Genomic DNA, 24,991 nt, shown 5'->3' with positions numbered 1-24,991 from the left:
ATGTCGTATGGAGACACCTGATGAGCATGCTGGTTTCGATGGCCGCGTTCGCGCTCGCCTCGTCGATCACCCCCGGTCCCGTCAACATCGTCGCGCTCAGCGCGGGCGCGCGCCACGGCCTCGGCGCGAGCCTGCGCTACGCGGCGGGCGCCACGCTCGGCTTCGTCGCGCTGTTCCTGCTGATCGGCCTCGGCCTGCACGCGGCGCTCGCGCGCTGGCCCGCACTGACGACGGCCACGCAGTGGTCGGGGATCGCGTTCCTGCTTTACCTGGCGCTGCGGCTCGCGCTCGACGACGGCCGGCTGTCGGCCGATCCGGACGTGGCCGGCCCGTCGGCGGCGGCCGGCGCGGCGATGCAGTGGCTCAATCCGAAGGCGTGGCTCGCGTGCGTGGCCGCGATGGGCGCGTATGCATCCGACGGCGACCGCGCGCAGGTCTGGCAGTTCGCCGCGCTGTATCTGGTGATCTGCTTCGCGTCGATCGGATGCTGGGGCTATGCGGGCGCGTCGCTGCGGCACCGGCTCGCGAACGCGCGGCGCATGCGCGTGTTCAACCGGCTGATGGCGCTGCTGCTCGCGGGCAGCGCGCTGTTTCTGCTCGACGTGTAGCCGCCGTGCGCGGGGCGTTCAGCGCCTCGCGCTGCGGTACTGCCCCGGCGTCGCGGCGGCGATTCGCCGGAATGCACGCTGGAAATGCGCCTGGTCCGCAAAGCCGGCGTCGAGCGCGACTTCGGCGATCGGCCGGCCGCGGCGCAACTCGGTGCGGCCGTATTGCACGCGCCGATCGATCAGGAACGCATGCGGCGTCATCCCGTAACGCGCATTGAACGCGCGGATCAGGTACGACGACGACAGGTCGGCCGCCGCGCAGATCGCATCGAGCGTGACGGCCTCGCGGCAATGGGCGGCGATGTAGTCGGCCGCGCGCGCGAGCTTCGCGTTGTCGTCCCCCGGCCGCGGGTCGGGCAGTTCGCGATCGAGCGCGCCGTGCAGCGCCGTGAAGAATTCGACCGCCGCGCTCTCCTTGCCGAGCGCATCGATGCCGCGCGACACGAGCGTGCGGTAGAAGCCGCCAAATTGCGCGAACAGATCGCCGCGCTCGGTCAACTTCGGCGAAAACCCGTGAAAATCGCGATTCGGATCGCGACCGAGCGAATGTTGCAGCCGCGCGAGCCACGGCACGTCGACATAGACCATCCGGTATGCCCACGCATCGGCGCCGTACGGATTGCATGCGTGTACCTGCTCCGGATCGATGATCACGAGTACGCCGCGCCCGACGTGTGCGTGCGTCGCGCCGTTCACGTACGTGCTCGTGCCGCCGACGATCGCGCCCACCGAAAACGTGTCGTGCGTGTGCTTCGCGTAGCAGATCGCGCGCCCGTCGTCGACGGTGCGCGCCTCGATGAACGGCAGCGCGGTATCGCGCCAGAACGGCGACGGTACGGCGGATCGGTTGGCGGTACGGCTCACGCGGCGGGCTCCCGGTTCGAACGGCGAACGCTCACCGTACAAGACTGTGCGGCGCCACGCAACAGCGAGCCGACGCTTCGCGGCTGGATCGCCTAAGCTTTGAATTCGGCCGCCGCGGCAGACGCGGCGGGTTCCGCTTCCTCTTCCCACCGGTACACACATGCAGATCGATCTGAAAGGCAAGACCGCGGTCGTCACCGCTTCCACCGCCGGCATCGGCTTCGCGATCGCCGAAGGGCTCGCGCGCGCCGGCGCGCACGTCGTCGTCAACGGCCGCAGCGACGCGTCGGTGCAGTCCGCGCTCGGGAAACTGCGCGACGCCGTGCCCGGCGCAAGCTTCGACGGCGTCGCCGCCGACCTGTCCGACGCGGCCGGCGTCGCGCGCGTCACGCAGCACACGCCGAACGCCGACATTCTCGTCAACAACGCGGGCATCTACGGCCTGAAGGCGTTCTTCGACATCGACGACGCCGAATGGGAACATTTTTTCCAGATCAACGTGATGTCCGGCGTGCGGCTCGCGCGGCATTACCTGAAAGGGATGATCGAACGCAATGCCGGGCGCATCGTGTTCATTTCGTCGGAATCGGGCCTGAACATTCCCGTCGACATGATTCATTACGGGTTCACGAAAACCGCGCAGTTGTCGATCGCGCGCGGCCTCGCGAAGCTCGCGGCCGGCACCCGCGTGACCGTCAATTCGGTGCTGCCGGGCCCGACGATGTCGGAAGGCGTGCGCGAGATGCTGAAGGCACAGGCCGACGAAACGGGCCGCAGCATCGACGACATTGCGGTGGAGTTCGTGCGCAGCGAACGCGCGAGTTCGATCATCCAGCGGCCGGCGACCACGGAGGAAGTCGCCAACCTTGTCGTGTACGTATGCTCGCCGCAGGCGTCGGCCACGACCGGCGCGGCGTTGCGCGTCGACGGCGGCGTGGTCGACACGATAGCGTGACGGCCGGATGACGCGCTCGCGCCGCGCGTGGCCGCCGTCCTAGCGCGACGCGCGCTTGCCGGACTGGAGCGTGCCCTTGCGATCGGCGTCCATGCAGGTATCGAAGCCGGACTGCGTGACGACGCCGGCCTTGTCGAACACGACGAAGTACGCGCGGTGATCGTTGCCGTGCTCGATGAAGTAGTTGTAGCAGACGCCGCCGCCGTTACGGACCATCCAGACGCTGCGCGGGTTGCCGGCGACGCGGACGACGTCGGCGCGCGTCGCGCCGTGCCGCGACGCGGCCCGTGCAAGCGGCGTGCGCGAATACGAGAACGGCAGCCACGAGTCGAACCACGCACAGCCATGCAACATCAGGCAGCTGGCGGCCAGGGACAGCGTCGCTGCGGGACGGGCCATCGGAATCAATCGCATGCTCGGGAAATCTGCTGCGCCATACCGGCGTGATCGAAAACCCCATGCTACTCGACCTTTGGGTCCGGATCGAAAAGAAATATAGAGATCTTCATCCGAATCCCTGCGTGTGCGGGCCTTCGCGCCGGCTGAATCGTCATCAATCGTTGCAGCCGACGCGCGCACGCGCATCCGCACCGCCGCACCGTCGTATCGAACCGGGTGCAACGGCATGGCATGCGCGATCAGGCGATCCATTCGGCCCACAGCATCGTCAGCACCGTCATCAGCGCGGGGCCGACGAACAGCCCGATCAGGCCGAACGTCTCGGCGCCGCCGAGGATGCCGAACAGCACAAGCAGGAACGGCAGCCGCGTCGAACCGCCGATCAGCACCGGCCGCACGAAATGCTCGGCGACGAATACGACGATAAACCCGAGCGCCGCGATCACGACGGCCCACATGGTCGCCCCCTGCACGAACAGCCAGAGCGCCGCGCCGCAGAACACAACCGGCGCGCAGAACGGCAGCATCGCGGCGACCGCCGTGACGAGCCCGAGCAGCGCCGCGTGCGGCACGCCCGCGAGCGCGTAGGCGATGCCGAGCAGCGCGCCCTCGCCGAGCCCGACGACGACGAGCCCCGTCACCGTGCCGTACACGGCCGCGACCATGCGCTCGATCAGTTCCGCGCCGTTACGCCCGAACGCGCGCCGCGCGCCCTGCAGCAACGCACCCGACAGCTTGTGGCCGGCGCGCAGGATCACGAACAGCGTGACGAGCATGAAACCGAATTCGAGCAGCACGTGTGCGAGCTTCGTGCCGAATTGCCGGCCGAACGCGATGAATTTCTCGCTATTGACGCCGTGCATCGCGGTGGCCGCATGCAGCGGATGGCCGAGATTGGCCTGCCACCATTCGGTGATCTGCGCGGCGCCGTACGGCAACCGGTTGATCACGTCCGGCAGCGGGATGCCGTTGTCCTGGATCGTGTGCAGCCACTCGCGCAGATCGTGCGCCTGCGCGATCGCCTGGGTCGTCGCGACCGCCACCGGCAGTACGACGAGCAGCGAGATCGCCGCCGTGATGACGGTCGCGATCAGCGTCGGCCGATTGCGGAACAGTCGGTGCGATTCGACGCATTTCAGCAGCGGCCACATCGCGATGGCGATCACGCACGCCCATGCGATGGCGGGAAGGAAGTCGCGGATCACCCACAGCGCGAGCACGAGCAGCGCCGCATACAGCGCGATGCGGGCGACCTGCTGCGCGCGCGGCCGCGCGGCGGAATCGGAAGACGACGGGACATGTGCGCCCATGGCACCTCGGTCGAAATGAAAAAATGGCGGCTCGCCCAGGCAATCGCCAGGACGAACCGCCATTCTATCCATCGGCGCCGGATCGGCGGCACGCGATCGATACGCAGACCACCCGACGCCGCGTCGACGCGCGCCGCTCAGGCCACCTTGTCGGCGATCCGGTAGCGCTCGAGCCAGTGCGCGTACGGCGCGGGCAGCGTCCACGACGGGCGCTCGACGCCGAGCTGCTTGGCCGCGTAGTACGGCCAGTGCGGGTCGGCCAGGTGCGCGCGGCCGACCATCACGAGATCGAGCTGCTTCTGCGCCACCACGCGGTTCGCCAGTTGCGGCGTATCGATTCCCCACGCGGACGACACCGGCAAGCCGGCCTCGCGGCGCACGCGTTCGGCGACCGGCGCGAGGAACGCCGGCCCCCACGGAATCTGCGCGTCGGGCGTCGAGAAGCCGACCGACACGCTCAGCATGTCGAGCCCTTCCCGCTTCATCCGCTGCGTGAGCGCGATCGACTCGGCGAGCGTCTCTTCGTCGCGGCCGTCGTATTCGATCACGCCGAGGCGCGCGGTCAGCGGCAAATGCTCGGGCCAGACCTTGCGAACGGCCGCGAGCGTGTCGACGAGGAAACGGCCGCGGTTTTCAGCCGAACCGCCGTATTCGTCGGTGCGCCGGTTCGAATGCACCGAGAAGAAGCTCTGGCCGAGATAGCCGTGCGCGAAGTGCAGTTCCAGCCATTCGAAACCGAGGTCGCGCGCACGCTGCGCGGACGCGACGAAGTCGGCCTGCACGCGGGCGATGTCGTCGTGCGTCATTTCGCGCGGCACCTTCGGCAGGTGCGCGCCGAACGGCACGGCCGACGGCGCGATGGTCTGCCAGCCGCGCGGATCGCCGTCGGCGATATGGTCGTCGCCTTCCCACGGGCGGTTCGCGCTCGCCTTGCGGCCCGCGTGCGCGATCTGGATGCCGGGCACCGCGCCGGCCGCCTTGATCGCCGCGACCGACGGCGCGAAGGCTTCGGCCTGCGCGTCGTTCCACAACCCCGCGCAGCCCGGCGTGATGCGGCCTTCCGGCGACACGGCCGTCGCCTCCGCGATCACGAGGCCCGCGCCGCCGCGCGCGATGCCGGCCAGATGCACGTGATGCCAGTCGTTGACGACGCCGTCTTCGGCGACGTACTGGCACATCGGCGGCACCGCGATGCGGTTGCGCAGCGTGACATCCTTGAGTTTGAACGGTTCGAACAGGGCAGACATCCACGACTCCTTGATTGGGTCCTGCAAAACGGGGAATGCGTCGTGCGGGGCGCACGGCGCAACGATGCGGGCCGTCGGCGGGCAGGCTGCGCCCGGCGACGGCGACGGCGACGGCGACGGCGACGGCGAGGACGCGGCGCCGGCCGGGCCGGCGCCATGTGCTTAGCGGTGGCCGAGCTTCGCGAGCAGCGCCTCGGCCGCGGGCGCCGACGACGCGGGGTTCTGCCCGGTGATCAGCAGCCCGTCGGTGACGACATGCGGCGCCCAGTCGGCGCTGCGCTCGAATTCCGCGCCGTTGGTCTTCAGCATGTCCTCGACGAGGAACGGCACGACTTCGGTCAGCTCGACCGCCGCTTCCTCGCTATTGGTGAAACCCGTCGCGCGCTTGCCGCGCACGACCGACTCGCCGGTCTGCGGGTTCTTCACGTGGCGCAGCACGCCCGGCGCATGGCAGACCGCCGCGACCGGCTTGCCGGCCGCGAACGTGCGCTCGATCAGGCCGATCGAATGCAGATCCTCGGCGAGATCCCACAGCGGGCCATGGCCGCCCGGGTAGAACACCGCGTCGTAGTCGTCCGCCGACACGTCGGCCAGCTTGTGCGTCGACGCGAGTTCCGCCTGGGCCGCCGCATCGGCGTCGAAGCGGCGCGTCGCGTCGGTCTGAGCCGTCGGGTCGCTGCTCTTCGGGTCGAGCGGCGGCTGGCCGCCCTTCGGCGACGCGAGCGTCAGCTCGACGCCCGCATCCTTGAACGTGTAGTACGGCGCGGCCAGTTCCTCGAGCCAGAAGCCGGTTTTCTTGCCGGTGTCGCCGAGCGTGTCGTGCGAGGTCAGGACAACCAGAATCTTCATGATCGGACACTCCTTCGAAAATGGACGGTGGAACGGGGCCGCACGTCGACGCGGCGCGCCTGTCGGTTAGTCCGCCCGCGGGCGGCAACGTGCGATTCATTCATTCGCATGCGATATATGCCTATTAGACCAGTCGTCTAGAAGCGGCCGAAATAAAACGACGGCGTCTCGCGGCATGAAGCTGCCGGGGACGTCGCCGCATTCACCAGGACGGATGATAGCCGCGAATTAGACCGGTCGTCTAGACGAACGCGTATTCGCCCCTGCCGTCGTCATGGCCTTTTCGACGGCGTCGGAGTCCGGCATCGCCGTCGCCGCCCTTCGCCGTTTGCCCGCAGTAGCCGGCCGCTGCCGCCGCGCCGGCTCCCGACGGCTACCCGCGCACAGGCCCGTCCGTGTCCCCCGCTTCGATGACTGGCGCTTCGAGCCGGTGATCGCGCACGCCGTCGTCCAGCAGCCGCAGCATCAGCTCCGCCAGCGCGCGGCCCGAGGCGTACCCGGTCGGCTGCACGACCGCCGTGACACGATACGGGTGCGCGATATCGGGCGGCACGCCGTCGTAGACGATCAGCGACATATCGGCGCCCAGGCGCAACCCGCTGTCCACCAGCGCGCGAAACGCGCCGCCGCCCGCGATGTTGTTGTCGACCAGCAGCGCGGTCGGCGGCTCGGCGCGCGCGAGTAAAGCCCGCGCCGCCTGCTGCCCGCCGTCGTGCGTAAACGCGCACTCGACGAGCAGCGCCGGATCGGCCGCGATACCGGCTTCGCGCAATGCCGACAGATAACCGGCCCGCCGTTGCGCGGCGAAATTCAGCTCGAGCGGCGCACTGATCATCGCGATGCGCCGATGCCCGAAGCCGATCAGCCGGCGCGCCGCGTCGCGCGCGCCCGCTTCGTTGTCGAAGTCGAACCACGCATACGGGCCGGCCGCCTGCGTGCGGCCGTACGCGACATACGGAAACGCGCTCGCTTGCAGGTACGCGAGACGCGGATCGTCGACCCGCGTGCGCGCGACGATCAGCCCATCGACGAGCTTGCCGTCGACGATGCGCCGATAGGTGTCCAGTTCCGCGTTCGGTCGCGCCGACGCGATGATGAAATCGAGATTGCGCTCGGCGAGCCGCTCGGTGATGCCCGCGACGACCTCGCCGAAACGCGGATCGCCGAGATCGCCGGCGCCGAACGGATAGACGATGCCGATCATGTCGGCCCGGCCGGTCGCCAGCCGGCGCGCGGTCGGATCGGCCACGTAGCCCATTTCCCGCGCGGCCTTCGCCACGCGCTCGCGCGTCGCCTCGCTAACGTCGTCGTAACCGTTCAACGCGCGGCTGACCGTCGTCCGCGACAGACCCAGCGCGTCCGACAGCGCCTTCAGATTCACCTTCACCGTCATTCCTCGCATTCGCCGATCCGCCCGGCCGCTCGACGTCCGCGACACGCCGGCCGGGTAATTATTTCCTGTTGGTAACGATTACCGTCAAATAAATATCTTTTGCGTTCCAAACCGGTTTGAAATAGCATCCAAACCGGTTTGGACATCGATGCCCACTCAGCCGTTCATTTTCACCTGCCAAGGAAACAACGACGAGATGACATACTTTCCCCTTTTCCGCCCGATCGCGGCCAAACGTTTGCTGCTCGCTGGCGGCGCACTTGCCGCCTTCGCGTCCGTCGCGCACGCGCAGTCCGGCGGCACGGGCGCGCCCGTGCCCACGCCCCATACGCAGCAAGCCTACGATCCCGAAGGCAACTTCACGATGCGCTGGACGCGCGCGGACATCCGCCAGATCGTCGCGCAATCGCACACCGCCGGCGCCGACAAGAACTCGCTACCGCAAGCGCTGACGATGCCGGACATCCCGCAGGATTTCCCGCTGATCAACTCGAACGTGTGGGTGTGGGACACGTGGCCGCTGGCCGACCTGCGCGCGAACCAGCTCAGCTACAAGGGCTGGGAGGTGATCTTCTCGCTCACCGCCGATCCGCACGCAGGCTACACGTTCGACGACCGTCACGTCCACGCCCGCATCGGCTTCTTCTATCGCCGCGCCGGCATCCCCGCGTCGCAGCGCCCCGCGAACGGCGGCTGGACCTGGGGCGGCCACCTGTTCCCGGACGGCGCGAGCGCCCGGGTGTTCGGCACCGCGCCGATGACCAACAACGCCGAATGGTCGGGCTCCGCGCGCCTCACGAACGGCAGCAACGTCAGCCTCTACTACACCGCGACGTCGTTCAACCGCTCGGCCCCCGGCGGCGCCGACATCACGCCGCCGCAGGCGATCATCACGCGCGCCGACGGCAACATCCACGCCGACGACAAGCACGTGTGGTTCACCGGCTTCGGCGACCACAAGGCGCTGCTGCAGCCGGACGGCAACTACTACCAGACCGGCCAGCAGAACACCTACTTCTCGTTCCGCGATCCGTTCGTGTTCACCGACCCCGCGCATCCGGGCAAGACCTACATGGTGTTCGAAGGCAACACCGGCGGCCCGCGCGGCGCACGCACCTGCACCGAGGCCGATCTCGGCTATGCGCCGAACGATCCGAACCGCGAAGATCTCAACGCGGTGATGAATTCGGGCGCAGTGTATCAAAAGGCCAACGTCGGCCTCGCGGTCGCGACGAACCCGCAACTGACCGAGTGGAAGTTCCTGCCGCCGATCCTGTCGGCGAACTGCGTCGACGACCAGACCGAGCGCCCGCAGATCTACCTGAAGGACGGCAAGTACTACCTGTTCACGATCAGCCACCGCACGACGATGGCGGCCGGCGTCGACGGCCCGGACGGCGTGTACGGCTTCGTCGGCAACGGCATCCGCAGCGATTACCTGCCGCTGAACGGCGGCAGCGGCCTCGTGCTCGGCAATCCGACCGACTTCTCCGCACCGGCCGGCGCACCGTATTCGCAGGACCCGAACCAGAACCCGCGCGAATTCCAGTCGTATTCGCACTACGTGATGCCGGGCGGGCTCGTCGAGTCGTTCATCGACGCGATCGGTCCGCGCCGCGGCGGCACGCTCGCGCCGACGGTGAAGGTGAACATCAACGGCACGTCGACGGCGGTCGACCGCACGTATGGACGCAGCGGCCTCGGCGGCTACGGCGACATCCCGTCGAACCTGCCGGCGACCGGGGCCGGCCACAACGACGGCAACGCCCAGGCCAATTAACCAACAATAACCGTCGTCGATAAAGGCACGAGGTTCAGGAGGCGCGTATCGCGCGTGTCGCGTGCGCGCCTCCGCTTTTTTTCGACTTTTCTTTCGACCGTTGCGCATGCCGTCGTTGCAGGCGGCCTGCGCCCTCCTTTCCCGCTTCGTCCGACGAAGCGCCTCCGGCACCGCATGAAATCGACGTCTTTCCGCTTTTCCGTCCGCCTCATCCGGCTGCTGCTCGCCTGCATGGCCTGCACGCAGGCCGTCGCCGCGCCCTGCCACACGCCGGCCGACAACGGCACGCCGCAATGGCGGCCCGCCGTCCACTACACGCCGCAGCGCAACTGGATGAACGACCCGAACGGGCTCGTCTACGCGAACGGCCGCTATCACCTGTTCTATCAGTACAACCCGCTCGGCAACGACTGGGGCAACATGTCGTGGGGCCACGCGACCAGCACCGATCTCGTTCACTGGCGCGAGCAGCCGGTCGCGATGCGCGCGAACGCCACCGAGGAAATCTTCTCCGGCTCGATCGTCGCCGATACGCTGAACACGTCCGGCCTCGGCACACCGGGCCACACGCCGCTCGTCGCGCTCTATACGAGCGTCTACAAGCCCGGCTCGGGTCACGCACCGGGCATACAGGCGCAGTCGCTCGCGTACAGCCTCGATCAGGGCACGACCTGGCAGCCGTATGCGCACAACCCGGTGCTGACGCTCGATCCGGAATCGAAGCAATTTCGTGACCCGAAAGTGTCGTGGTATGCAGCGGGCGGCTACTGGTTGATGACGACGGTCGTCGCCGATGCGCACGTCGTGAAGCTCTATCGTTCCGACGACCTGATCCACTGGTCGTTCCTCAGCGATTTCACGCTGCCGGACGTGCCGCATGCGGGCGCGCTGTGGGAAATGCCGGACCTCATACCGTTGCCGCTCGACGGCGATCCGAAGCGAATCAAGTGGGTGATGATCGTCAACGTGAATCCGTGGTCGATCGCCGGCGGTTCCGGGGCTATGTATTTCGTCGGCGATTTCGACGGCCGCACGTTCACGCCCGACCGCGTCGCGCCCGCCGGCTCCGATCCCGCGCAATTCCGCTGGGTCGATCACGGCGCCGACTTCTACGCGGCCGGCACGTTCTCCGGCGCACCCGGCACCCGGCCGGTCGCGGTCGCCTGGATGAGCAACTGGGATTACGCGGCAAAAGTGCCGACCACCCCGTGGCGCGGCGCGACCACGCTGCCGCGCGAACTGTCGCTGAGGGCGATCGACAGCGAGCCGACCCTCATCGTCGCGCCCGCCGCCGCGTTCGACACATGGGCCGATGGCCGGCCGGCCGTGCATGAAGGCGACGTCACGGTCGATTCCGCTACCCGACCGCTGTCGGCCGCCACGCGCGGCGTCGTCCAGCGCATCACGGTGACGCTCTCGCCGCAGCGTGCCGCGCGCGCGGGGCTGATCGTGCGGCGTTCGGCCGACGGGTCGATCGGCACCCGGATCGTGTACGACACCGCGAAGCGCACGCTGACGCTCGACCGCTCGCGATCCGGCGAAGCGAATTTCGCCGGCACGTTCAGCCGCGAGCATATCGTCGATCTGCCGCTCGAACGCGGGCAACTGCGACTCGAAATCGTCGTCGATCGCGGCTCGGTCGAAGTGTTCGCGAACGGCGGCCGCGTCGCGCTGACGGACCTGGTCTTTCCGCCGCTCGAAGCGGATCGCGTGGCCGTGTTCGCCGAGCAGGGACGCGCGACGTTCTCGGGGTTGACGGTGACGCAACTCGATGCGCGGGGAGCCTGCGCGTCGCAATAGACGCATGCGCCAATGCGAATTTTTTCGTCCGATCGAGACGTGCCCGCATGCAGCCCGAATCGAGCCCCAATGCATCGTACGGCGAGACCCCGGAACGGCTCCGATTATCGGATACGCGACATCGAGGATTAAGGCGACTTGGCGGTGAGCGGCATTCACGCATGCGACTCTGCTCTCGCTCGCGTGTGCGCACGGTCGTCGGAATAAACTCGATTCCCTAATTCGGAGATATCACGACCGCTCCGGCCTTCATCCAGTGTGTCCGGTCGCGCTGACGGCCTTCTGCTTGGGCGCAGGCGGGATCGGCGTACTCTGCCGAGGAGCGGATCGAGTAACCGGCTGCCCTGTGGCATCGGTGAGGATCAATGTATTGTTGCGCACCTCGATCTTCACGGGGTCGGTCTTCTTCCATTGTTTCTTGGGCACGATCAGCTTCCAGACCGCGCCGCCGCCAGGCTCTCGGAAAAACGCGACGACGCCGACCATCTCGGCTCCCGGATCCATCGGCTCGCTCACGCTGACGCTCGCGCCGGGTCGCAGCACGACGTCCTTGGTGGCGAGCAGGTCCGCTTTCAGCGCGTCCAGGTCATCCGTCTGCAGTCGGGTGTAGTCGAGTTGCCCGAAGGTCCGTGCATCCTTCAATTGGTAGAACCTCACGACCGTCGACAACGGCTGCTCGGCCGCATTCTGGTTCAATGACGATCGGGCGACGAGGTCCACGTTCATCGTCTTTACCTGCGTCGTGAAAACCCATTTCGCCGCATTCACGGTGCTGTCCTTGACAGCTTGTCCGACGCCGCAACCGGCGGTTGCGAGCGCGCCCATGACGACCGCTGTCGCAATCAGGCTTCGCCGCGGCGCAGCCGCGCGGAAGGTGTTCTGCTGCATGCCCATGTTCCGTGTCCTGCTGAATGGTGTATCGAGCTTACGCGGCGAACGCTGCACCGCCCCAACGGCCCAGTTGCACCCATGTCGCGCGCGTGCGTTCATGTTGTCCGTTCGGCGGAGAGCCGAGTTGCGTGGTCAGTCCCAACCTTGCCTGACCGCGCGCCAGCACAGGCTCGGGCATCAGGTCTGGGTGCACCTGCATCTCCAGCAGCGCTTCGCTCTCATAGCCCAGGTAGAAGCGCAGCAGCGCCGAAATCCGGTGGTATGCCGGCTGTCCCGGCATGAGCGCCGCCACCGCGCCACGTGTATGCGGAGTGATGGCGATTCTCAGCGTGTTCGCCCGATCGTAGAATCCGCGCCCGAGTACACAGTGTTCGCCAAGCGCGGCCGGTTCGAAATCGTCGATGGCACGCCACACCGGATAAAACTCATCGACCGCAACCGTCGCATCCGTAACGGCATGGTTCAGCACGCCGACGAGTCCTTCCGCGGTGCGCGTCTTCTGGGCTGCCAGCCCGAGCATCGACAGCAGCGTGCGGGCATCGATACCGGCCGGCAGCCCGGCAGCCGGCGAACCTGTGTACGGAGACCGGAACCCGAAGCCGACGAAACTGAGCACGCCCTGCGATACCGTATCGAAACCATCCGGCCGAAAGCCTGTCGGATACCGGTATTTGCGCCAAATGCGATAGAACTGCGTGGCAATCCGATGATGAAACAGATCCAGAAACGCGGACAACGACTCGGCACCGTCGCGATTCTGTGCAATCTCGTCGACGAAATACGCCGGCATGCGGGCATCGACCCCGTACAGGCCGAGAAACGTCGTGCGTACGGTTGGCAGTCCGACCGAATCGGCGATATCGAATTCCACCGTATCGATCTCGCGTGCCGGGAATCCCAATTGGGCACGGGACCGGAAACGGATGGGATCCGTCGCAGGCGAATCGGTCGTCCCCAGCGGCGCAGCCTCCGGTGCCGCCAGCTCGATCAACGCGCAGAAGCGATGGAAGTTCATGCGGTGCGCATGTTCGAGCAGCACCGGCAACAGCGTCCGATCGGCCGGATGCGGCGGCAGCATCGTCAGGCTGCGCTCGGACAGTTTCGCGGAGCGGCTCAAAACGGCGCTCCGTCGCCCTTGGTATCCGGCCATTCGAGGCGCTTGCCGGTCGGCTGAGCCACGATCACGAGCCTGGTGTAGAGATTCACCGTGGCATACAAGCCGAGAAAACGATTGAGCACGGCGCCGAACAATTCGAGATCGCCCTCGCCGGCAAAGTGCGAACTGTCGATCGTCACGGCGATTTCGACACCGCGCATCAAGCCTCCCTTCACGAGCTTTTGCAGCGGCCGGTGCCGCACGTCGGCGATTGCCTCGATGCGGCGGCGATTCAGTTCACCGTCGGTCCAGTCGTACAGGGCAAGCGAGCCGCGCAGAATCTCCGCGTCGAGCAGCGACAGGTAGTTCGGCGCCAGATGCGACAGTACGCGCCACTGGAAACGGTCTCCCGTCGGCGGGTACACCGGTAACGTCGGCGCAGTCAGATTGCGCACGGAAGCAACGTTCATGAAACCCGCCCGCATGCGCGTGATGCTGGCGTCCCGCAACGCCTTGCGCGGCAGCATCCCGTTGGTGCCGGTCACCGAAAGCGACAACGTCTCGCGAGGCAATGTGCTCTCGGTGTCCCATGCATGGCCGCCGAGCACCACGCAGGTATCGAAACGTCCGGACGGCGCGCGCCGCACGTGCGCGTGGAAATAACGTTCCGGCATCGTGTGGCGGAGCATCCCGCCGCGGTGACGGAAGGCTGCGAACGGCACATATTCGAAGCGCCGGCCGCGCTCGATGCCGTGCACCGCATCGACCGAGTAGATGTCCACCAGCGGCCCATGCTGCTCGCGTGCGCGGACCCGATATTCGGTCTCGAACTGCGTGACCTTGATTGGATCGGCCTCAACGGGAAACAGGTTGATGATCGGCGTGCAGTACAACCGCACGTTCTCCGCGGCGAAGCGCATGTTGTCCTGCCATGGCTTCGCCAGCACGATCTCGACGTCGACGTATGGAGCGGAATCGGGAATTGCCTGGAAGTCGAGCCCGAGCAGGTCGACGAACATGAACTTCTCGGGGAACGTCAAATATTCGAGGAGCAACTGATAGCCGCCGAATGCGTTGTCTGCTTTCGGCCATAGGCGTTCGTCGCCCGCGAAACCCGCCGCCTCCATCCGGAGCCCCGGCATCTCCAGTGGCGCACCGGGGCGAATCGCCGGGAATCCGGGGATCCGGACATGCATCGCGAGCGGTTTCCCCGTGAGCGCCGCGTGCAGCGCAAGGGCAACGGGACGATCGGCGTCGAGATACATGCGCAGGCGTGGCACACGTAACCGATCGCGTTGCGCCTGCTGCTGAATGGCGAGCCGAAACCGGATGACGGAGCGACCGTCCTCGCGCGCCCATGCCCCTGCCTCGGTGAGCGCCAACGGATACAGGTCGACCGGTTGCGTGGTGCGATAGACGCATTCGACATGGGTAGGCGCTCCGTCGCTCACGCCCGTCGCGATCGGTCCGGATGTCGCCTCGAGGCCGGCCGGAAGCGTCTCGTGCTTTTGCAGCACGCCCGTATCCGGCGTGAGTTCGAGAATCGACAAAGACGGAATCATTCGCAAATAGTGCGGCCAGAGCAGGCTGACGAGCCCCTCGGTCAGTTCGGGCAGTTCGTCGTCGAGCTTGTGGCGCAGTCGCCCCATCAGGAACGCAAACCCCTCGAGCAACCGCTCGACGTGAGGATCTCGGTCTCCGCCACGATCGATGCCCAACTCGCGGGCCCGGTCGGGGAACGCGTGGGCGAATTCGCGCCCAGCCTCGCGCAGATAGCGCATCTCGGCCTCGTAATAGCGCAGGATCTCGTTGTCCTTGATGGGATTCGTCATTCTGTGTCCTGTTGTGTCATTCCGGTATCGGCCCGCCCGGGATGGGCACCGACGCATGGCGAGCTGCCGCGACCGCACCGGGTGGCAGGGGCGACGGCTGCGAGGCAGCCCCACCCGCGCGAGGGGTGGACGGTCGAGACGCGAAAATGCGCGACGGCAAGGCGAACCCGCGAAGCGACAGCAACTCGAGCGGCCCCTTGCCTACATCCGTGCGCATCAGATAGGTCAGCGGATATGTGAGCGATGACGGCGCCGGCGTCAACGGCCCGTGCGTCGTCAACGCGGCGTCATCGTCCGCCTGCACGCCGGCTGCCCTGGTTTTCGGCGTCGACGGCACCGCAGCCTGCCAGGTAAGTTGATAAGTGGCGGTATCGACCGGCGTTACCTGCGCCCGTTCCAGCATGCGCACCAGCGCCCAACGTCCGTTGAATTCCAGATTCAGGTTCGTACCGGAGCGCTCGGTTTGCCACTCGAGCCGGGTACCCGCTTTCTGCGGCTCGCTCGACGGCCACGTGAACGTCTGCCATGTTTCCTGCTGGTTGTAGTAGTGAAGAACCTGGCCATCGACGGTCAGGCGCGTATCGATCACGCCGGACGCGGGAACGGGCTTCAGATCGAACGCATACCTGGGCTCGCCTTGCGCGAGCAGGTGAGCGGCGATCCGCTGCAACCGGTTGACGGCGTCGAGGAAACCGGGATCGATCGTGCGGGCCGCGCTGCTCGCGCCCGAGCCGGTCGATGCCGGCACCCACTGATCGCCTTGCAGCGTCAGCACGCCGGCGAGCTGGGTCGCAAGGAATGAACCGATGAGTCCGCCTTGCGGACGCAGGAAGCGCGCCAGCTCGGGCAGCGACGCGTCGTTGAGGGTGTTCGCGAACGGATAGCGGCCGGCAAACGACCGGTTCCAGGTCGCGACGATCGTCTGTCGCCACGCGTCGTTCAGACTCGCCTGCGCCGGTTCGAGAACCGCTTGTGCGGCTTGCGCGACCGGCCGCACGAACAGCGTCTGGCCCATCCCGGCCCACTGCTCGCCAAGGCTCGCGGCAACGAGTTGAGCGTAGGCGAGCGTATCGGCAAGTTCCGAGCTCCTGCCTTGAAAGAGCGCCTGTGCGACCTGCCGGGCTTCGCCGTCGGCATCGGGGCTGTCCGCAATCTGCTGCAGTTTCAGGCGCAGCATCGTGAGGCGCTCGGTAAAGCGCTGCAGGCTCAGATCTCCGATTGCGCCGGCGCCCGCGGCGCCGCCGGCAGCGACCAAGCGCAGTACCGGCCCGAACGATGCCCCCAACGGGCCGGCCGGATCGGGGCTTGCCACCTGCGGCGCGTCGTCCTTGCTGGCGAGGATGCTCTGCGCCTTGGTCACCAGCGTGTCGGACAGCGACGTCCGCACGGCACCGGCGCCTCCGTGGTATTCGAGCGATTTCATCAGTGCGATCACCGGCGACTGCCGGGCATCCGCGATCACCTTCAACTGAGCGATGGCCGCCGGCAGCGTCCGTGCCGGCTCGCACACGATGCCGTTCATGAAGGTCTGCCAATGTTCCGCGTAGCCCGCGAAGTAGCGTGCGCGCAGCGCGGCTCGCAACGCGTCGGGCGTCGTCGCCAGCGCGTCGGAATGGGCCCCGCCCGTTCCGAGCACCCAGTCCGCCGTCACGCCGTTGCGCTTGGCCATCGCGTCGATCGATGCCTCGATCGAGCCGTCCCATGCCTGGCGCGTAAACGCGCCGGGCACGCTCGCCGACGTCCGCAGCAATCCACGGGTATCGGTTCCCGCCGTCAGCGAAGCGAGTGTCTGGTCGGGGTATTTGTGCCCGACCGAGCCGAGAATCTCCTGGTAGATCGTATCGTCCGAGTTCCGAACGCCGATCACGGCGAGCAATGTCTGGCGGGCACCACCGACGAGGTCGTCGCGCGGCGCGATACGCCAATCAGGATGCGCGCTCAAGTGCTGCGCATAGAACGACAGCAGCCGCTGCGACAGATCGAGTTTTTCGCCTGCGGAAAGTCCTGCGCCGCCGCTCCAGTATCGGGCGAGCTGCGGCGTCAGGAAAGCGGCATCCGCCCGCGTCGGCTCGGCCAACATCAAGTACGCCTTGAGCGCGGCATGGCCGGCGCGCGCAAGATGGCCGGCCTGATCGTCGAGCGCCGTGGCGGGCATCTGGGCCAGATCGACCAGTTGGGCTTCGATGTTCTGCTGCACGGGCGCAATGAGCTGGGGACGCGCTTCGCGCGGGTAGCGTGTCCATAGTGCGGCGAGCACGTCCTGATCGTGATTCAGGCCGAAGCGGGAAAAAAGCCTCGGATGTTCTATCCGCGCCTCGTAAAACTCAATGCGTTGCTGCAATGCGAGCAGCGCTCGCAGGCGAGCGGACGCGTCGGCGGCACGCTCGAGCGTACGTAGCGCATCGTTCGTGAGCGCGAGCTCACGCGCGTTCGTCAAGCCGGACATCAGCATCCCCGCGCCCCACAAACCAACGATCGCCATTGCAAGCGTCGACAGTATCGCAATCGGATGCGCTCCGGTGCGGCGCCCCGGCCGACGCGCGGCGGCATCGCGAAGATAGCGCCACAGCGGCGATCCGGCGCCTTCGGTGCCGGGAGCCGGCCAAGGCGCGAAAAACGCCCCGACTACCGGCTGCGGGCGACGTTGCCAGTCCGACAGGTTCACGATCCAGCGCGCCAGCGGCCCGCTACGCATATCGAGCCGGGCCGACAGGTCCGACAAGTGGCGATCGTCGCCATGGCGCGCCAGTTGTCCGACGCTGATATCGGCGAGCCGATCGCGCAACTCGAGCAGCGCGGCCTCGATGGCGGATGCATCCGTCGAATTGGCGAATTCGCAGCCGGTGACGGGCGTATCGGCGTGGTGAACGGAATCTTCGCCGGCGAGATCGAGCACGTAGACCGGCGCGGACCAGCGCAGAAGCCGAGTGACGCGTGCGAGGTGAACCGCCCAGTCATTCCCGCCGCGTGCGCCCTCCTGCGACAAGGTCGTGTCGTTCACCGTCAGCACGATTGCATCGACGGGGCGACGGCAGCGCATGCGGCGGATTCGACGCAACCACACGTCGTCCTGCCGGCCGTCCGACCCTTGTCGCCCCCACAACAACACCGCGTCGCTCGTGATCATCCACCCGCGCGCAGCCAGTTCCGGCGACAACCGGCCAATCGTCGAATCGGTTGCCGCTAGTAATAACCAGGGCAAGCGGTAACGCCAGCGCCAGCCGTATCGATGCCGCAGCGCCACCTTCAGATCCGTCGCCCAGTTTCCGGTTACCGGACCGACCGCGGCTTCCGGCGCGCCGACACGGGCCGCAGGATCGCGCTCATACCGGCTTCGCTGTTTCGTGCCTGCGGTCCGTGCCGTCCACCGCCATGCGCCGCGAACCAGCCCTTCCATCGCGAGCAGGAGCGCACCCACGAGCGCAACCGCCAGCATACGCACCAAGGGTGACGGATGGACCGTCTCTCCCATGTAGTACGCCACGATGCCCGCGATCACGGTGAGCGCACCGATCACGATCCAGTACCCCGACATCTTCTTGCTGCTCATGCGTCAATACCTTCGTTCTCGTTTTCCGTCGGTGCCTGCGTGTGCCCGTCTCCGCGGACGGGTGGGGGCTGAACGACCGCGACACGGAGCTCGCGGCCGCGTGTCGCGATGGCCTGCGCCGTTCCCGACTGAACGGCATGCTCCGCTGCCAGTGCGATGGCGAGCCACGCAGCGGCAACCCCTGCGTGCCCGATCGCCAGATCGATATCGTGAAACCCGGACAGATCGTCGGTATTGGACGCGCCGAGCTCCAGTTCGGACGCCGCCATGAGCAACGCCGGCTTGTCGGCCGATGAGAGCCCGGTTTGCCACACATCCTTCACCTGTTCGGGCTTCGCGTGCCCCCACTGGACGCCTGTGCGCAATACATCGAGCACTGCATCACTCGATCTTTCCACCGGCCGATGCATCAACGCGTGTATTGGCGCCCCGTTGCGTTGTGCCATCTGCGTCCAGCCGAACAGCAACGCGACCGCCGCTTCCGCGCTGCCCGCGTGCGGCTTGTCGTATAGCTGGGCGGCCACAAACAGCGTGTATTTCTCGAGTGCCGGCCCGCCATAAGCATCGAGCCATGCATCGACCGCCATCACGCCTTCATCATGTGCAAGCACGAACGCGTCGGCGGCCCGATGTCCCGCCAGCGCCCAGCATCGTTGCCAGATGTCGCGGAATGCGTCAGCTTCGATATTCGTCGGGCAGTCCAGTAAGATCTCGAACCGCAATGCCTGTGGCAGCCCATCGAGTGCATCGTCGATCATGGCCAGCAACTCGCGGAAGCAGGATGCGTAGCGAGCGGCAAGCGCGGCATCGTCGATCAGACGCAATGCCGTATGGCGGAGCGCCTCCCCGCCGGCTGCCAGCACGGCCGACTCAAGTGGCCGGACGCCGTTGGCCATGGCGCCCGCGACATCGACGCTGCCGAGCGAGCACAGATAGCCCGACGCAAGCAACGCGACCGGCTCCTGAGCGAATTGGGTTGCTTCTGCGCAATCCTCTCGCCACTGTTCGTGTTCGGCATCTTGACGCTCTCTTTCGCGCTCGAAATACAGCAACCGAAAACCATACGCAATCGCGCAAGCAAGCACGGGAAAGCCCAGTACGCGGATCCAGAACCAGACGGTGCCGGCAGGAACAGCCTTCGGCCAAGTAACGAGCGTGTACGCGGCGGCGCCCGCGATAACGCACGCGCACACCACCAGCCAGACAGCGGCTCGGGGAGGTCTGGGTGGCGGACGCTGCGGCCGTGTCGGGAGAATCACCGGCATCGCGCGGCCATCAACGCAGGCTCGAGATCAGACGACAACCACATGTCGCCCGATAGCCATGACGGGCGACCGGCATGCCATTGTTCGTCCCCTGCTCGAATCCGTCGACGATCAGATTGGGGCTGACGTCCGGATGCTTCGGACACGTCACCCTGTCGCCTTTTCGGGCGACGCAACGACCGTCGATCCGCATGTTCGACGACGCGCTGACGACCTTGCCGCCGTGATCCGTCGCGTCGCCAAGACGAATTGCATCGAACATCGTTTTTCCCCTTCTTTGAATAAATTATTTAGTTTCACGAATGATGGCGCATGTGCGCTGAAAACAGCTTAGTGATAGCCCGGCTGCGATAGCCAGTCGACGAACCACCAAATCAATACGGCATCGAGTGCCAGCACACCGGCGGTCACGAAGAAGGCAAGGTCCAGAGATACGTCCAACGACTTGGCCGGCCTGTGCGCATATTTGTCATCGGGAGAAATCGGACAGGCGTCGACGATGTGCTGCGGCCAGCGCGGCAGCCGACGCGTGACGTTCATGATGAACCAGCGCAACAGGCTGCCGGGGACGGTCAAGGGCGCGAGGAAGATCGCCGGGCCGAGCATTGGGCCGGCCAGGAACCAGCACAATTGCGCGCCCATGCGGAACGATTCGCGCTTGTTTTCGATCGGCAGCAGGATTTCAGGCTCGGGTAGCGAGTCGGGGCCTTCTTCCATATAGCGACGGAAGTATTCCCATTGCCCACGCATCCCCTCTTCGGTCGGCCACATCACGCCTAAGCGGAAGTAGTCATAGCTGCCGTCGGGACGTCGCACGTAGCCCGCCATCACGCCCGGGACATAGCCTTGCTGCAAGGCCCCTCCGCCGATCATCCCGAAGGTAATGTCGCGCCAACGGTAACGGCTCACACCGCCTTCCCCGTTATGGCGGAATACATGAACCATCTGCTTTTCCGATCTAGACGAACGGGATAATGGGTACATCCCGTAAACGTCTTGAATAGAATTCGACCGAACCAGATGATGAAAGGAAGGCAAAAAATAGTCGCCACAGAATTATAAAACAACGGGTCTCTATCCAATCCTGAACAAGCATTCAGAATAATAAACAATAAAAATGACATTGGCGCCAGCATCACCACCATCAAAATGACCTCAATCGGACCGACCTTCTGATAGGCCCAATCAGTCACTTCCATGTAACTTTCGTTAAACAAAATGACGCTACCAAGCGTACACGCCTCGACACCAGTTCGTTGATTTTGTTCAAGCAACGACTGCTTGAATAGCTCGCTCGGCGTCCACGCCGGTTCACGCAAATATCGACCCGACATCACAACGCCGTTGTTCCGTACCAGCAACCATGCCATCCAGGGTTTCATCCGTTCATCCCCTTCAGTGATAGCCCGGCTGCGACAGCCAGTCCACGAACCACCAAATCAACACGGCGTCGAGTGCCAGTACACCGGCGGTCACGAAGAATGCCAAGTCCAGAGATACGTCCAACGACTTGGCGGGCTTGTGCGCATATTTGTCGTCGGGAGAAATCGGACAGGCGTCCACAATGTGCTGCGGCCAGCGCGGCAGGCGACGTGTGACATTCATGATGAACCAGCGCAACAGGCTGCCGGGGACGGTCAGCGGCGCGAGAAAGATCGCCGGGCCGAGCATTGGGCCGGCCAGAAACCAGCACAACTGCGCGCCCATGCGAAACGATTCGCGCTTGTTTTCGATTGGCAACAGGATTTCAGGCTCGGGCAGCGAGTCGGGACCCTCTTCCATATAGCGCCTGAAGTATTCCCATTGACCGCACATCCCTTCCTCGGTTGGCCACATCACGCCTAAGCGGAAGTAGTCGTAGCTGCCATCAGGGCGTCGCACATAGCCCGCCGTTACCCCTTGAACGTAGCCTCGCTGTAAGGCGCCACCGCCGATCATCCCGAACGTAATGTCGCGCCAGCGATAACTACTCACACCACCTTCTCCGTTGTGACGGAATACATGTACCATCTGGCTCTTCCGATCTAGGCGAACCGGATAATGCGTGTAACCGGTGAGTGTGTTGTACAGAATTCGACCAAACCAAAGAAGAAATGGAAAATCAAATATATTCAGCATTATCATTGCCAAAAAAACCTTCATATATATGCCGTCTGGCAACGGATCAGACATGAAGATCCAGGTAATCGAAGCCCCCCCAAGGGCAGAAAAAGCATACCAAATGCCCAAAGAATTTCAAACGGCCCAATCTTCTGATAGGCCCAGTCAACTACATCCATATAATTTTCATTGAATGAAATAATGCTACCAAGCGTGCAAGGAGTAGCTTTATTTCGGCGCTCCTTCTCAAGCAACGTCTGATTGAACTGCTCGCTCGGAGTCCATGCCGGTTCATTCATGTATCGCCCCGACATAACCATGCCATTGTTGCGCACCGACAACCACGCCATCCAGCTCTTCATCCGTTCAATGCCTTGTAGAAATTTTCTATTTCATCACGTGTGTCTTTGTAATTTCCCTCACCTCCCCACAAACATTGGCGCAACCAATCCATTGTCGGCGGATCTTTCTCAATTTCAATAACAACACTGACAGTCAAGATAATCGCAGTAAGCCCAAAAACAATCGGATTAAAATTAGCGAAGACAAACCCCAGCCTAAAAATTAGATTAATTCCTGCTGCGGCCGAGTAAAATCCAACGTAAATCTCGGCCGCCGCATTTATCCGATATAAAATCACCATACCCACTTGTTTTCGCCGAGCCGCCTCACGCGCATTTTCGAGATCAATCACACCCAAAATAATCGTCCCCACCCCACCCGCAACGCCCCCAACCCTTCCCAGATCAGAAAACCCTTCTGCCCCAACCGCGCCCCCAGCCACGAACTGAGCATCGGAATCCTTCTCCCCGCCGCCGCCCGCGCCCCTACCCGCACCAGTTCCAGCAAGCTCCCCGCCCCGGCGCTATACAGCGCCGCGATCTTCAGCGTCGCTCGCGTCCGCAGGTGCTTCATCGATGCATCCGCGCTCGCCGCCTGCGTCAGCCCCACGAGCGCCAGCGTCAATCCCACACCCGCCAGTGCGCCGGGATGCGCGGCGGATTCGATCACTTTCCCGATCGTTCCCGCCGTAAACTTGTCGACGCCAATCACCTTCACCGTCTTGCCCAGCGCGTCGCCACGCTGCGCCGCCGGCACACGCCCTTTCGCCAGACCGGCTTGCGCGTCCTCGTCGAATACCACGCTCCAGAACCGGACCTTTTCGTCCAGCGGCACCCCTTCGATCTCGAACGTGCGCAACTGATCGGCCAGCGAGTACTGCAGGTGACCCAGCGAAATCGCGCGCCCCGCCTGAGACTTGAGAATCACCTCGAGCACGCTCTTGTACAGATCGCGCCGCGTCCCGGCGACCTGCACCCGACGAATCGGCTGCCCGCCGCGCATGCCCAGCGTCGCGAGCATCGCCGCACCGGCCTTGCCGCCTTTCTGCATCATGTTCGTGGGCAGCGTTCCCAGTTCCTGCAGCAACGCCGGCAGGACATCGGAACTCATGACCGCGTTGCGCCTCACGCCGGTTGCGCCAACCGCCGCACCGACCTCTCTGATCTTGCTGGCAGCCGCGGAATAAACGACGGACAGGTTCGTCCAGTCGTCCGGACCGGTGAATGGCGCGCTCGAACCGCTCGACGCCTCGTCCACCGCGCGCAGCAGCGGTTCATGATTCAGATTCAGCGCCCGCCACAACGGGCTTTTCTCGACCGCTTCGTCGAACCAGTCCCGATAGACATTCATGCACGCACCCAAACCGCCCGTCCCGCGAATGCACGACAGCGCCACACCCGAGAAAGCAGCGCCGCTATTGATGTCGCGCATGTCGAAATGGTGGTCGAGCACCGCGCGCAGCTTCGCGCTCCGAAGCCAGGCGGCATGTGCGATCGCGAGCGGCGTGGTGTACTGCGCGTCGTGCAGCGCGGACGCCTTCGCATACCGCTCTTCGAATGCGTTGCGTTGCGCACCGTCGAACAGCTTCGCGTACGCTCCCCAGCGCTCGGTGCGAGCGCGTTCGAGCTGCGCCTGCGTGACCTTTTCATCGAGAATCGGTTTCGCTGCCTTCCGGTATTCCGGAAACAGCAGCCCCATGTTGTACACGCGCTTGCCGTCGCCGCCATCGATCCATTCGACGTCTCGTCGCGCCTGCCTCGCGTCGGCGTAGACACTCGCCTCCGCCTCCCGCTCGACGTGCAACTTGAGCGTTTCGAGACACGAACTGAGCACGGATTTGCGATGCCATGTTTGATCCGGATGGACCGGATCTTCCACATCGTCCTGCGATACGAAGCTCGACCAGCGTTTGTCGATATACGACGAAATTTCCTGCAGCATGGCCACGGGATCGTCCAGTACGACAATCAGCCCCTTGTCCTTCAGCAACCGCTGCGATTCGGCCTTCAGCGCGATGGCGCGCGGTGCCTGCAGCGAGCGCTGTCTCAACGTCGGGAACGGATTCCAGAAAAACAGGCGCCGGCTGTCCTCGTCCGACATCGCGTAATCGGCGACGACCGAATCGACGTTGGCAACGGTGCTGGCGTGCGGCGGGGCCTTCGCGGGCCGACCGTCGTTGTACCAGCCCTGAACGTCGATGCACCGCATGTGCTGCCGACGAATCTCCACCGACTCGTTGTCCTTGCGGACCGCGGGCGTCCACCACGCGTCGGAAAAACCGAACCAGACCTTGCCCGCGGTCTTCGGGTCGCGAATGGTGACCAGCGCGGCGCTCGCCACCTTCTGCATGTTCTGCATGCAGCCCTGATGAAACGGCTTCACGTCCGGCGGCATGTAACTGTCGACCGACACCTGCGCCAGCTTTCCTTCGTCATCGACGGCATAGGCCTCCCACGATTTGCCGACTTCGTAATAGACGTAGACATAGCCGCCCCGCAGGCTCCGAACGGTGTAATGCGCTTCGGCGGTCCTGCCGAGCGCGATGGTCGGCGTCGGGTCGCCGACGGAGGAGGCGGCCTTCGGCGCGGGCCGCGTAACGGGCGGCCTCCCCGGCCTCGCCATGAATGCTTTCTCGGGCGCGATACCGTAGCGCGCAAGCAGGATCGGCAAGCCTTGTTTTTCACAGAACGGACAGGGTGGAAGCGTCATG

General features: G+C 65.2%; 22 protein-coding genes. 4 read left to right on the top strand and 18 right to left on the bottom strand.

The genetic code is table 11. From position 1 onward, the window contains the following. Window positions 1-20 precede the first annotated feature (20 nt). Entirely contained in the window at window positions 21-608 is a 588-nt protein-coding gene (locus tag HWX55_RS14305) for a LysE family translocator (RefSeq protein WP_175976145.1), read from the top strand. 18 nt (window positions 609-626) lie between these two features. On the opposite strand, the gene HWX55_RS14300 is transcribed toward HWX55_RS14305, so the two are convergent. After that, window positions 627-1,472, bottom strand: coding sequence for an AraC family transcriptional regulator (locus HWX55_RS14300; protein WP_175976144.1), 846 nt, complete (start codon window positions 1,470-1,472; stop codon window positions 627-629). Between the two features lie 160 nt (window positions 1,473-1,632). On the opposite strand from HWX55_RS14300, the gene HWX55_RS14295 reads away from it, so the two are divergent. Then, the gene (locus HWX55_RS14295) at window positions 1,633-2,427 is read left to right on the top strand and encodes an SDR family oxidoreductase (protein ID WP_089492303.1); all 795 of its coding nucleotides are present in this window, start codon (window positions 1,633-1,635) and stop codon (window positions 2,425-2,427) included. 39 nt (window positions 2,428-2,466) lie between these two features. On the opposite strand, the gene HWX55_RS14290 is transcribed toward HWX55_RS14295, so the two are convergent. The 5 genes from HWX55_RS14290 to HWX55_RS14270 all read right to left on the bottom strand — a co-directional run bounded on the left by HWX55_RS14290 (window position 2,467) and on the right by HWX55_RS14270 (window position 7,634). Next, window positions 2,467-2,841 carry a hypothetical protein gene (locus tag HWX55_RS14290; RefSeq protein WP_089489329.1) on the bottom strand — a complete coding sequence of 125 codons (375 nt, stop codon included), beginning with the start codon at window positions 2,839-2,841 and terminating at the stop codon, window positions 2,467-2,469. A 224-nt stretch (window positions 2,842-3,065) separates the two neighbouring features. Further along, entirely contained in the window at window positions 3,066-4,136 is a 1,071-nt protein-coding gene (locus HWX55_RS14285; RefSeq protein WP_175976143.1) for an AI-2E family transporter, read from the bottom strand. Window positions 4,137-4,273: 137 nt separating this feature from the next. Then, on the bottom strand, window positions 4,274-5,383 hold the full coding sequence (locus HWX55_RS14280) for an NADH:flavin oxidoreductase/NADH oxidase (RefSeq protein WP_175976142.1): 1,110 nt from the start codon (window positions 5,381-5,383) through the stop codon (window positions 4,274-4,276). 162 nt (window positions 5,384-5,545) lie between these two features. After that, window positions 5,546-6,232, bottom strand: a complete 687-nt coding sequence (locus HWX55_RS14275) for a type 1 glutamine amidotransferase domain-containing protein (RefSeq protein WP_175976141.1) — start codon at window positions 6,230-6,232, stop codon at window positions 5,546-5,548. Window positions 6,233-6,605: 373 nt separating this feature from the next. Next, window positions 6,606-7,634: a substrate-binding domain-containing protein gene (locus HWX55_RS14270; protein WP_175976140.1), complete on the bottom strand. Its 1,029-nt coding sequence runs from the start codon at window positions 7,632-7,634 to the stop codon at window positions 6,606-6,608. Between the two features lie 187 nt (window positions 7,635-7,821). Here HWX55_RS14270 and HWX55_RS14265 point away from each other — a divergent pair, with 187 nt between their 5' ends. Next, window positions 7,822-9,405, top strand: a complete 1,584-nt coding sequence (locus HWX55_RS14265; RefSeq protein WP_175976139.1) for a glycoside hydrolase family 68 protein — start codon at window positions 7,822-7,824, stop codon at window positions 9,403-9,405. A gap of 174 nt (window positions 9,406-9,579) precedes the next feature. Beyond that, window positions 9,580-11,205, top strand: a complete 1,626-nt coding sequence (locus HWX55_RS14260; RefSeq protein WP_175976138.1) for a glycoside hydrolase family 32 protein — start codon at window positions 9,580-9,582, stop codon at window positions 11,203-11,205. A 249-nt stretch (window positions 11,206-11,454) separates the two neighbouring features. Here the strand turns inward: HWX55_RS14260 and tssJ are convergent, their stop codons facing one another. The 12 genes from tssJ to HWX55_RS14205 form a co-directional block, all read right to left on the bottom strand. Then, window positions 11,455-12,030, bottom strand: coding sequence for a type VI secretion system lipoprotein TssJ (gene tssJ, locus HWX55_RS14255; RefSeq protein ID WP_244140572.1), 576 nt, complete (start codon window positions 12,028-12,030; stop codon window positions 11,455-11,457). Window positions 12,031-12,130: 100 nt separating this feature from the next. Then, on the bottom strand, window positions 12,131-13,111 hold the full coding sequence (gene tssG, locus HWX55_RS14250) for a type VI secretion system baseplate subunit TssG (protein ID WP_175976188.1): 981 nt from the start codon (window positions 13,109-13,111) through the stop codon (window positions 12,131-12,133). Between the two features lie 98 nt (window positions 13,112-13,209). After that, entirely contained in the window at window positions 13,210-15,024 is a 1,815-nt protein-coding gene (gene tssF / locus HWX55_RS14245) for a type VI secretion system baseplate subunit TssF (RefSeq protein ID WP_175976136.1), read from the bottom strand. A gap of 16 nt (window positions 15,025-15,040) precedes the next feature. Next, a complete protein-coding gene (locus HWX55_RS14240; protein WP_175976135.1) occupies window positions 15,041-18,574 on the bottom strand; it encodes an ImcF-related family protein in 3,534 nt (1,177 codons plus the stop codon). Further along, window positions 18,571-19,839, bottom strand: coding sequence for a hypothetical protein (locus HWX55_RS14235; protein WP_244140571.1), 1,269 nt, complete (start codon window positions 19,837-19,839; stop codon window positions 18,571-18,573). Before HWX55_RS14235 ends, HWX55_RS14240 begins: the two co-directional genes overlap by 4 nt. 10 nt (window positions 19,840-19,849) lie before the next feature. Next, complete coding sequence (locus tag HWX55_RS14230; protein WP_175976134.1) at window positions 19,850-20,101, bottom strand: PAAR domain-containing protein; 252 nt, start codon at window positions 20,099-20,101, stop codon at window positions 19,850-19,852. A 68-nt stretch (window positions 20,102-20,169) separates the two neighbouring features. Further along, the gene (locus HWX55_RS14225; RefSeq protein WP_244140570.1) at window positions 20,170-20,784 is read right to left on the bottom strand and encodes a DUF6708 domain-containing protein; all 615 of its coding nucleotides are present in this window, start codon (window positions 20,782-20,784) and stop codon (window positions 20,170-20,172) included. Then, window positions 20,745-21,221, bottom strand: a complete 477-nt coding sequence (locus HWX55_RS14220; RefSeq protein ID WP_175976133.1) for a hypothetical protein — start codon at window positions 21,219-21,221, stop codon at window positions 20,745-20,747. The genes HWX55_RS14225 and HWX55_RS14220 overlap by 40 nt, the downstream gene beginning before the upstream one ends. A 13-nt stretch (window positions 21,222-21,234) precedes the next feature. After that, the gene (locus tag HWX55_RS36100) at window positions 21,235-22,011 is read right to left on the bottom strand and encodes a DUF6708 domain-containing protein (protein ID WP_244140569.1); all 777 of its coding nucleotides are present in this window, start codon (window positions 22,009-22,011) and stop codon (window positions 21,235-21,237) included. Then, complete coding sequence (locus HWX55_RS14210; protein ID WP_175976132.1) at window positions 21,978-22,301, bottom strand: hypothetical protein; 324 nt, start codon at window positions 22,299-22,301, stop codon at window positions 21,978-21,980. The genes HWX55_RS36100 and HWX55_RS14210 overlap by 34 nt, the downstream gene beginning before the upstream one ends. Beyond that, window positions 22,298-22,633 (bottom strand): hypothetical protein, encoded by a 336-nt coding sequence (locus HWX55_RS36095; protein ID WP_244140568.1) that lies wholly within the window; start codon window positions 22,631-22,633, stop codon window positions 22,298-22,300. Before HWX55_RS36095 ends, HWX55_RS14210 begins: the two co-directional genes overlap by 4 nt. Continuing rightward, window positions 22,630-24,990 (bottom strand): T6SS effector BTH_I2691 family protein, encoded by a 2,361-nt coding sequence (locus tag HWX55_RS14205; RefSeq protein ID WP_244140567.1) that lies wholly within the window; start codon window positions 24,988-24,990, stop codon window positions 22,630-22,632. The genes HWX55_RS36095 and HWX55_RS14205 overlap by 4 nt, the downstream gene beginning before the upstream one ends. Window position 24,991: the final 1 nt, after the last annotated feature.

The organism is Burkholderia sp. BCC1047 (genome assembly GCF_902833155.1).
Lineage (GTDB): Bacteria > Pseudomonadota > Gammaproteobacteria > Burkholderiales > Burkholderiaceae > Burkholderia > Burkholderia sola.
This window is presented reverse-complemented; position numbering and strand designations above follow the sequence as displayed.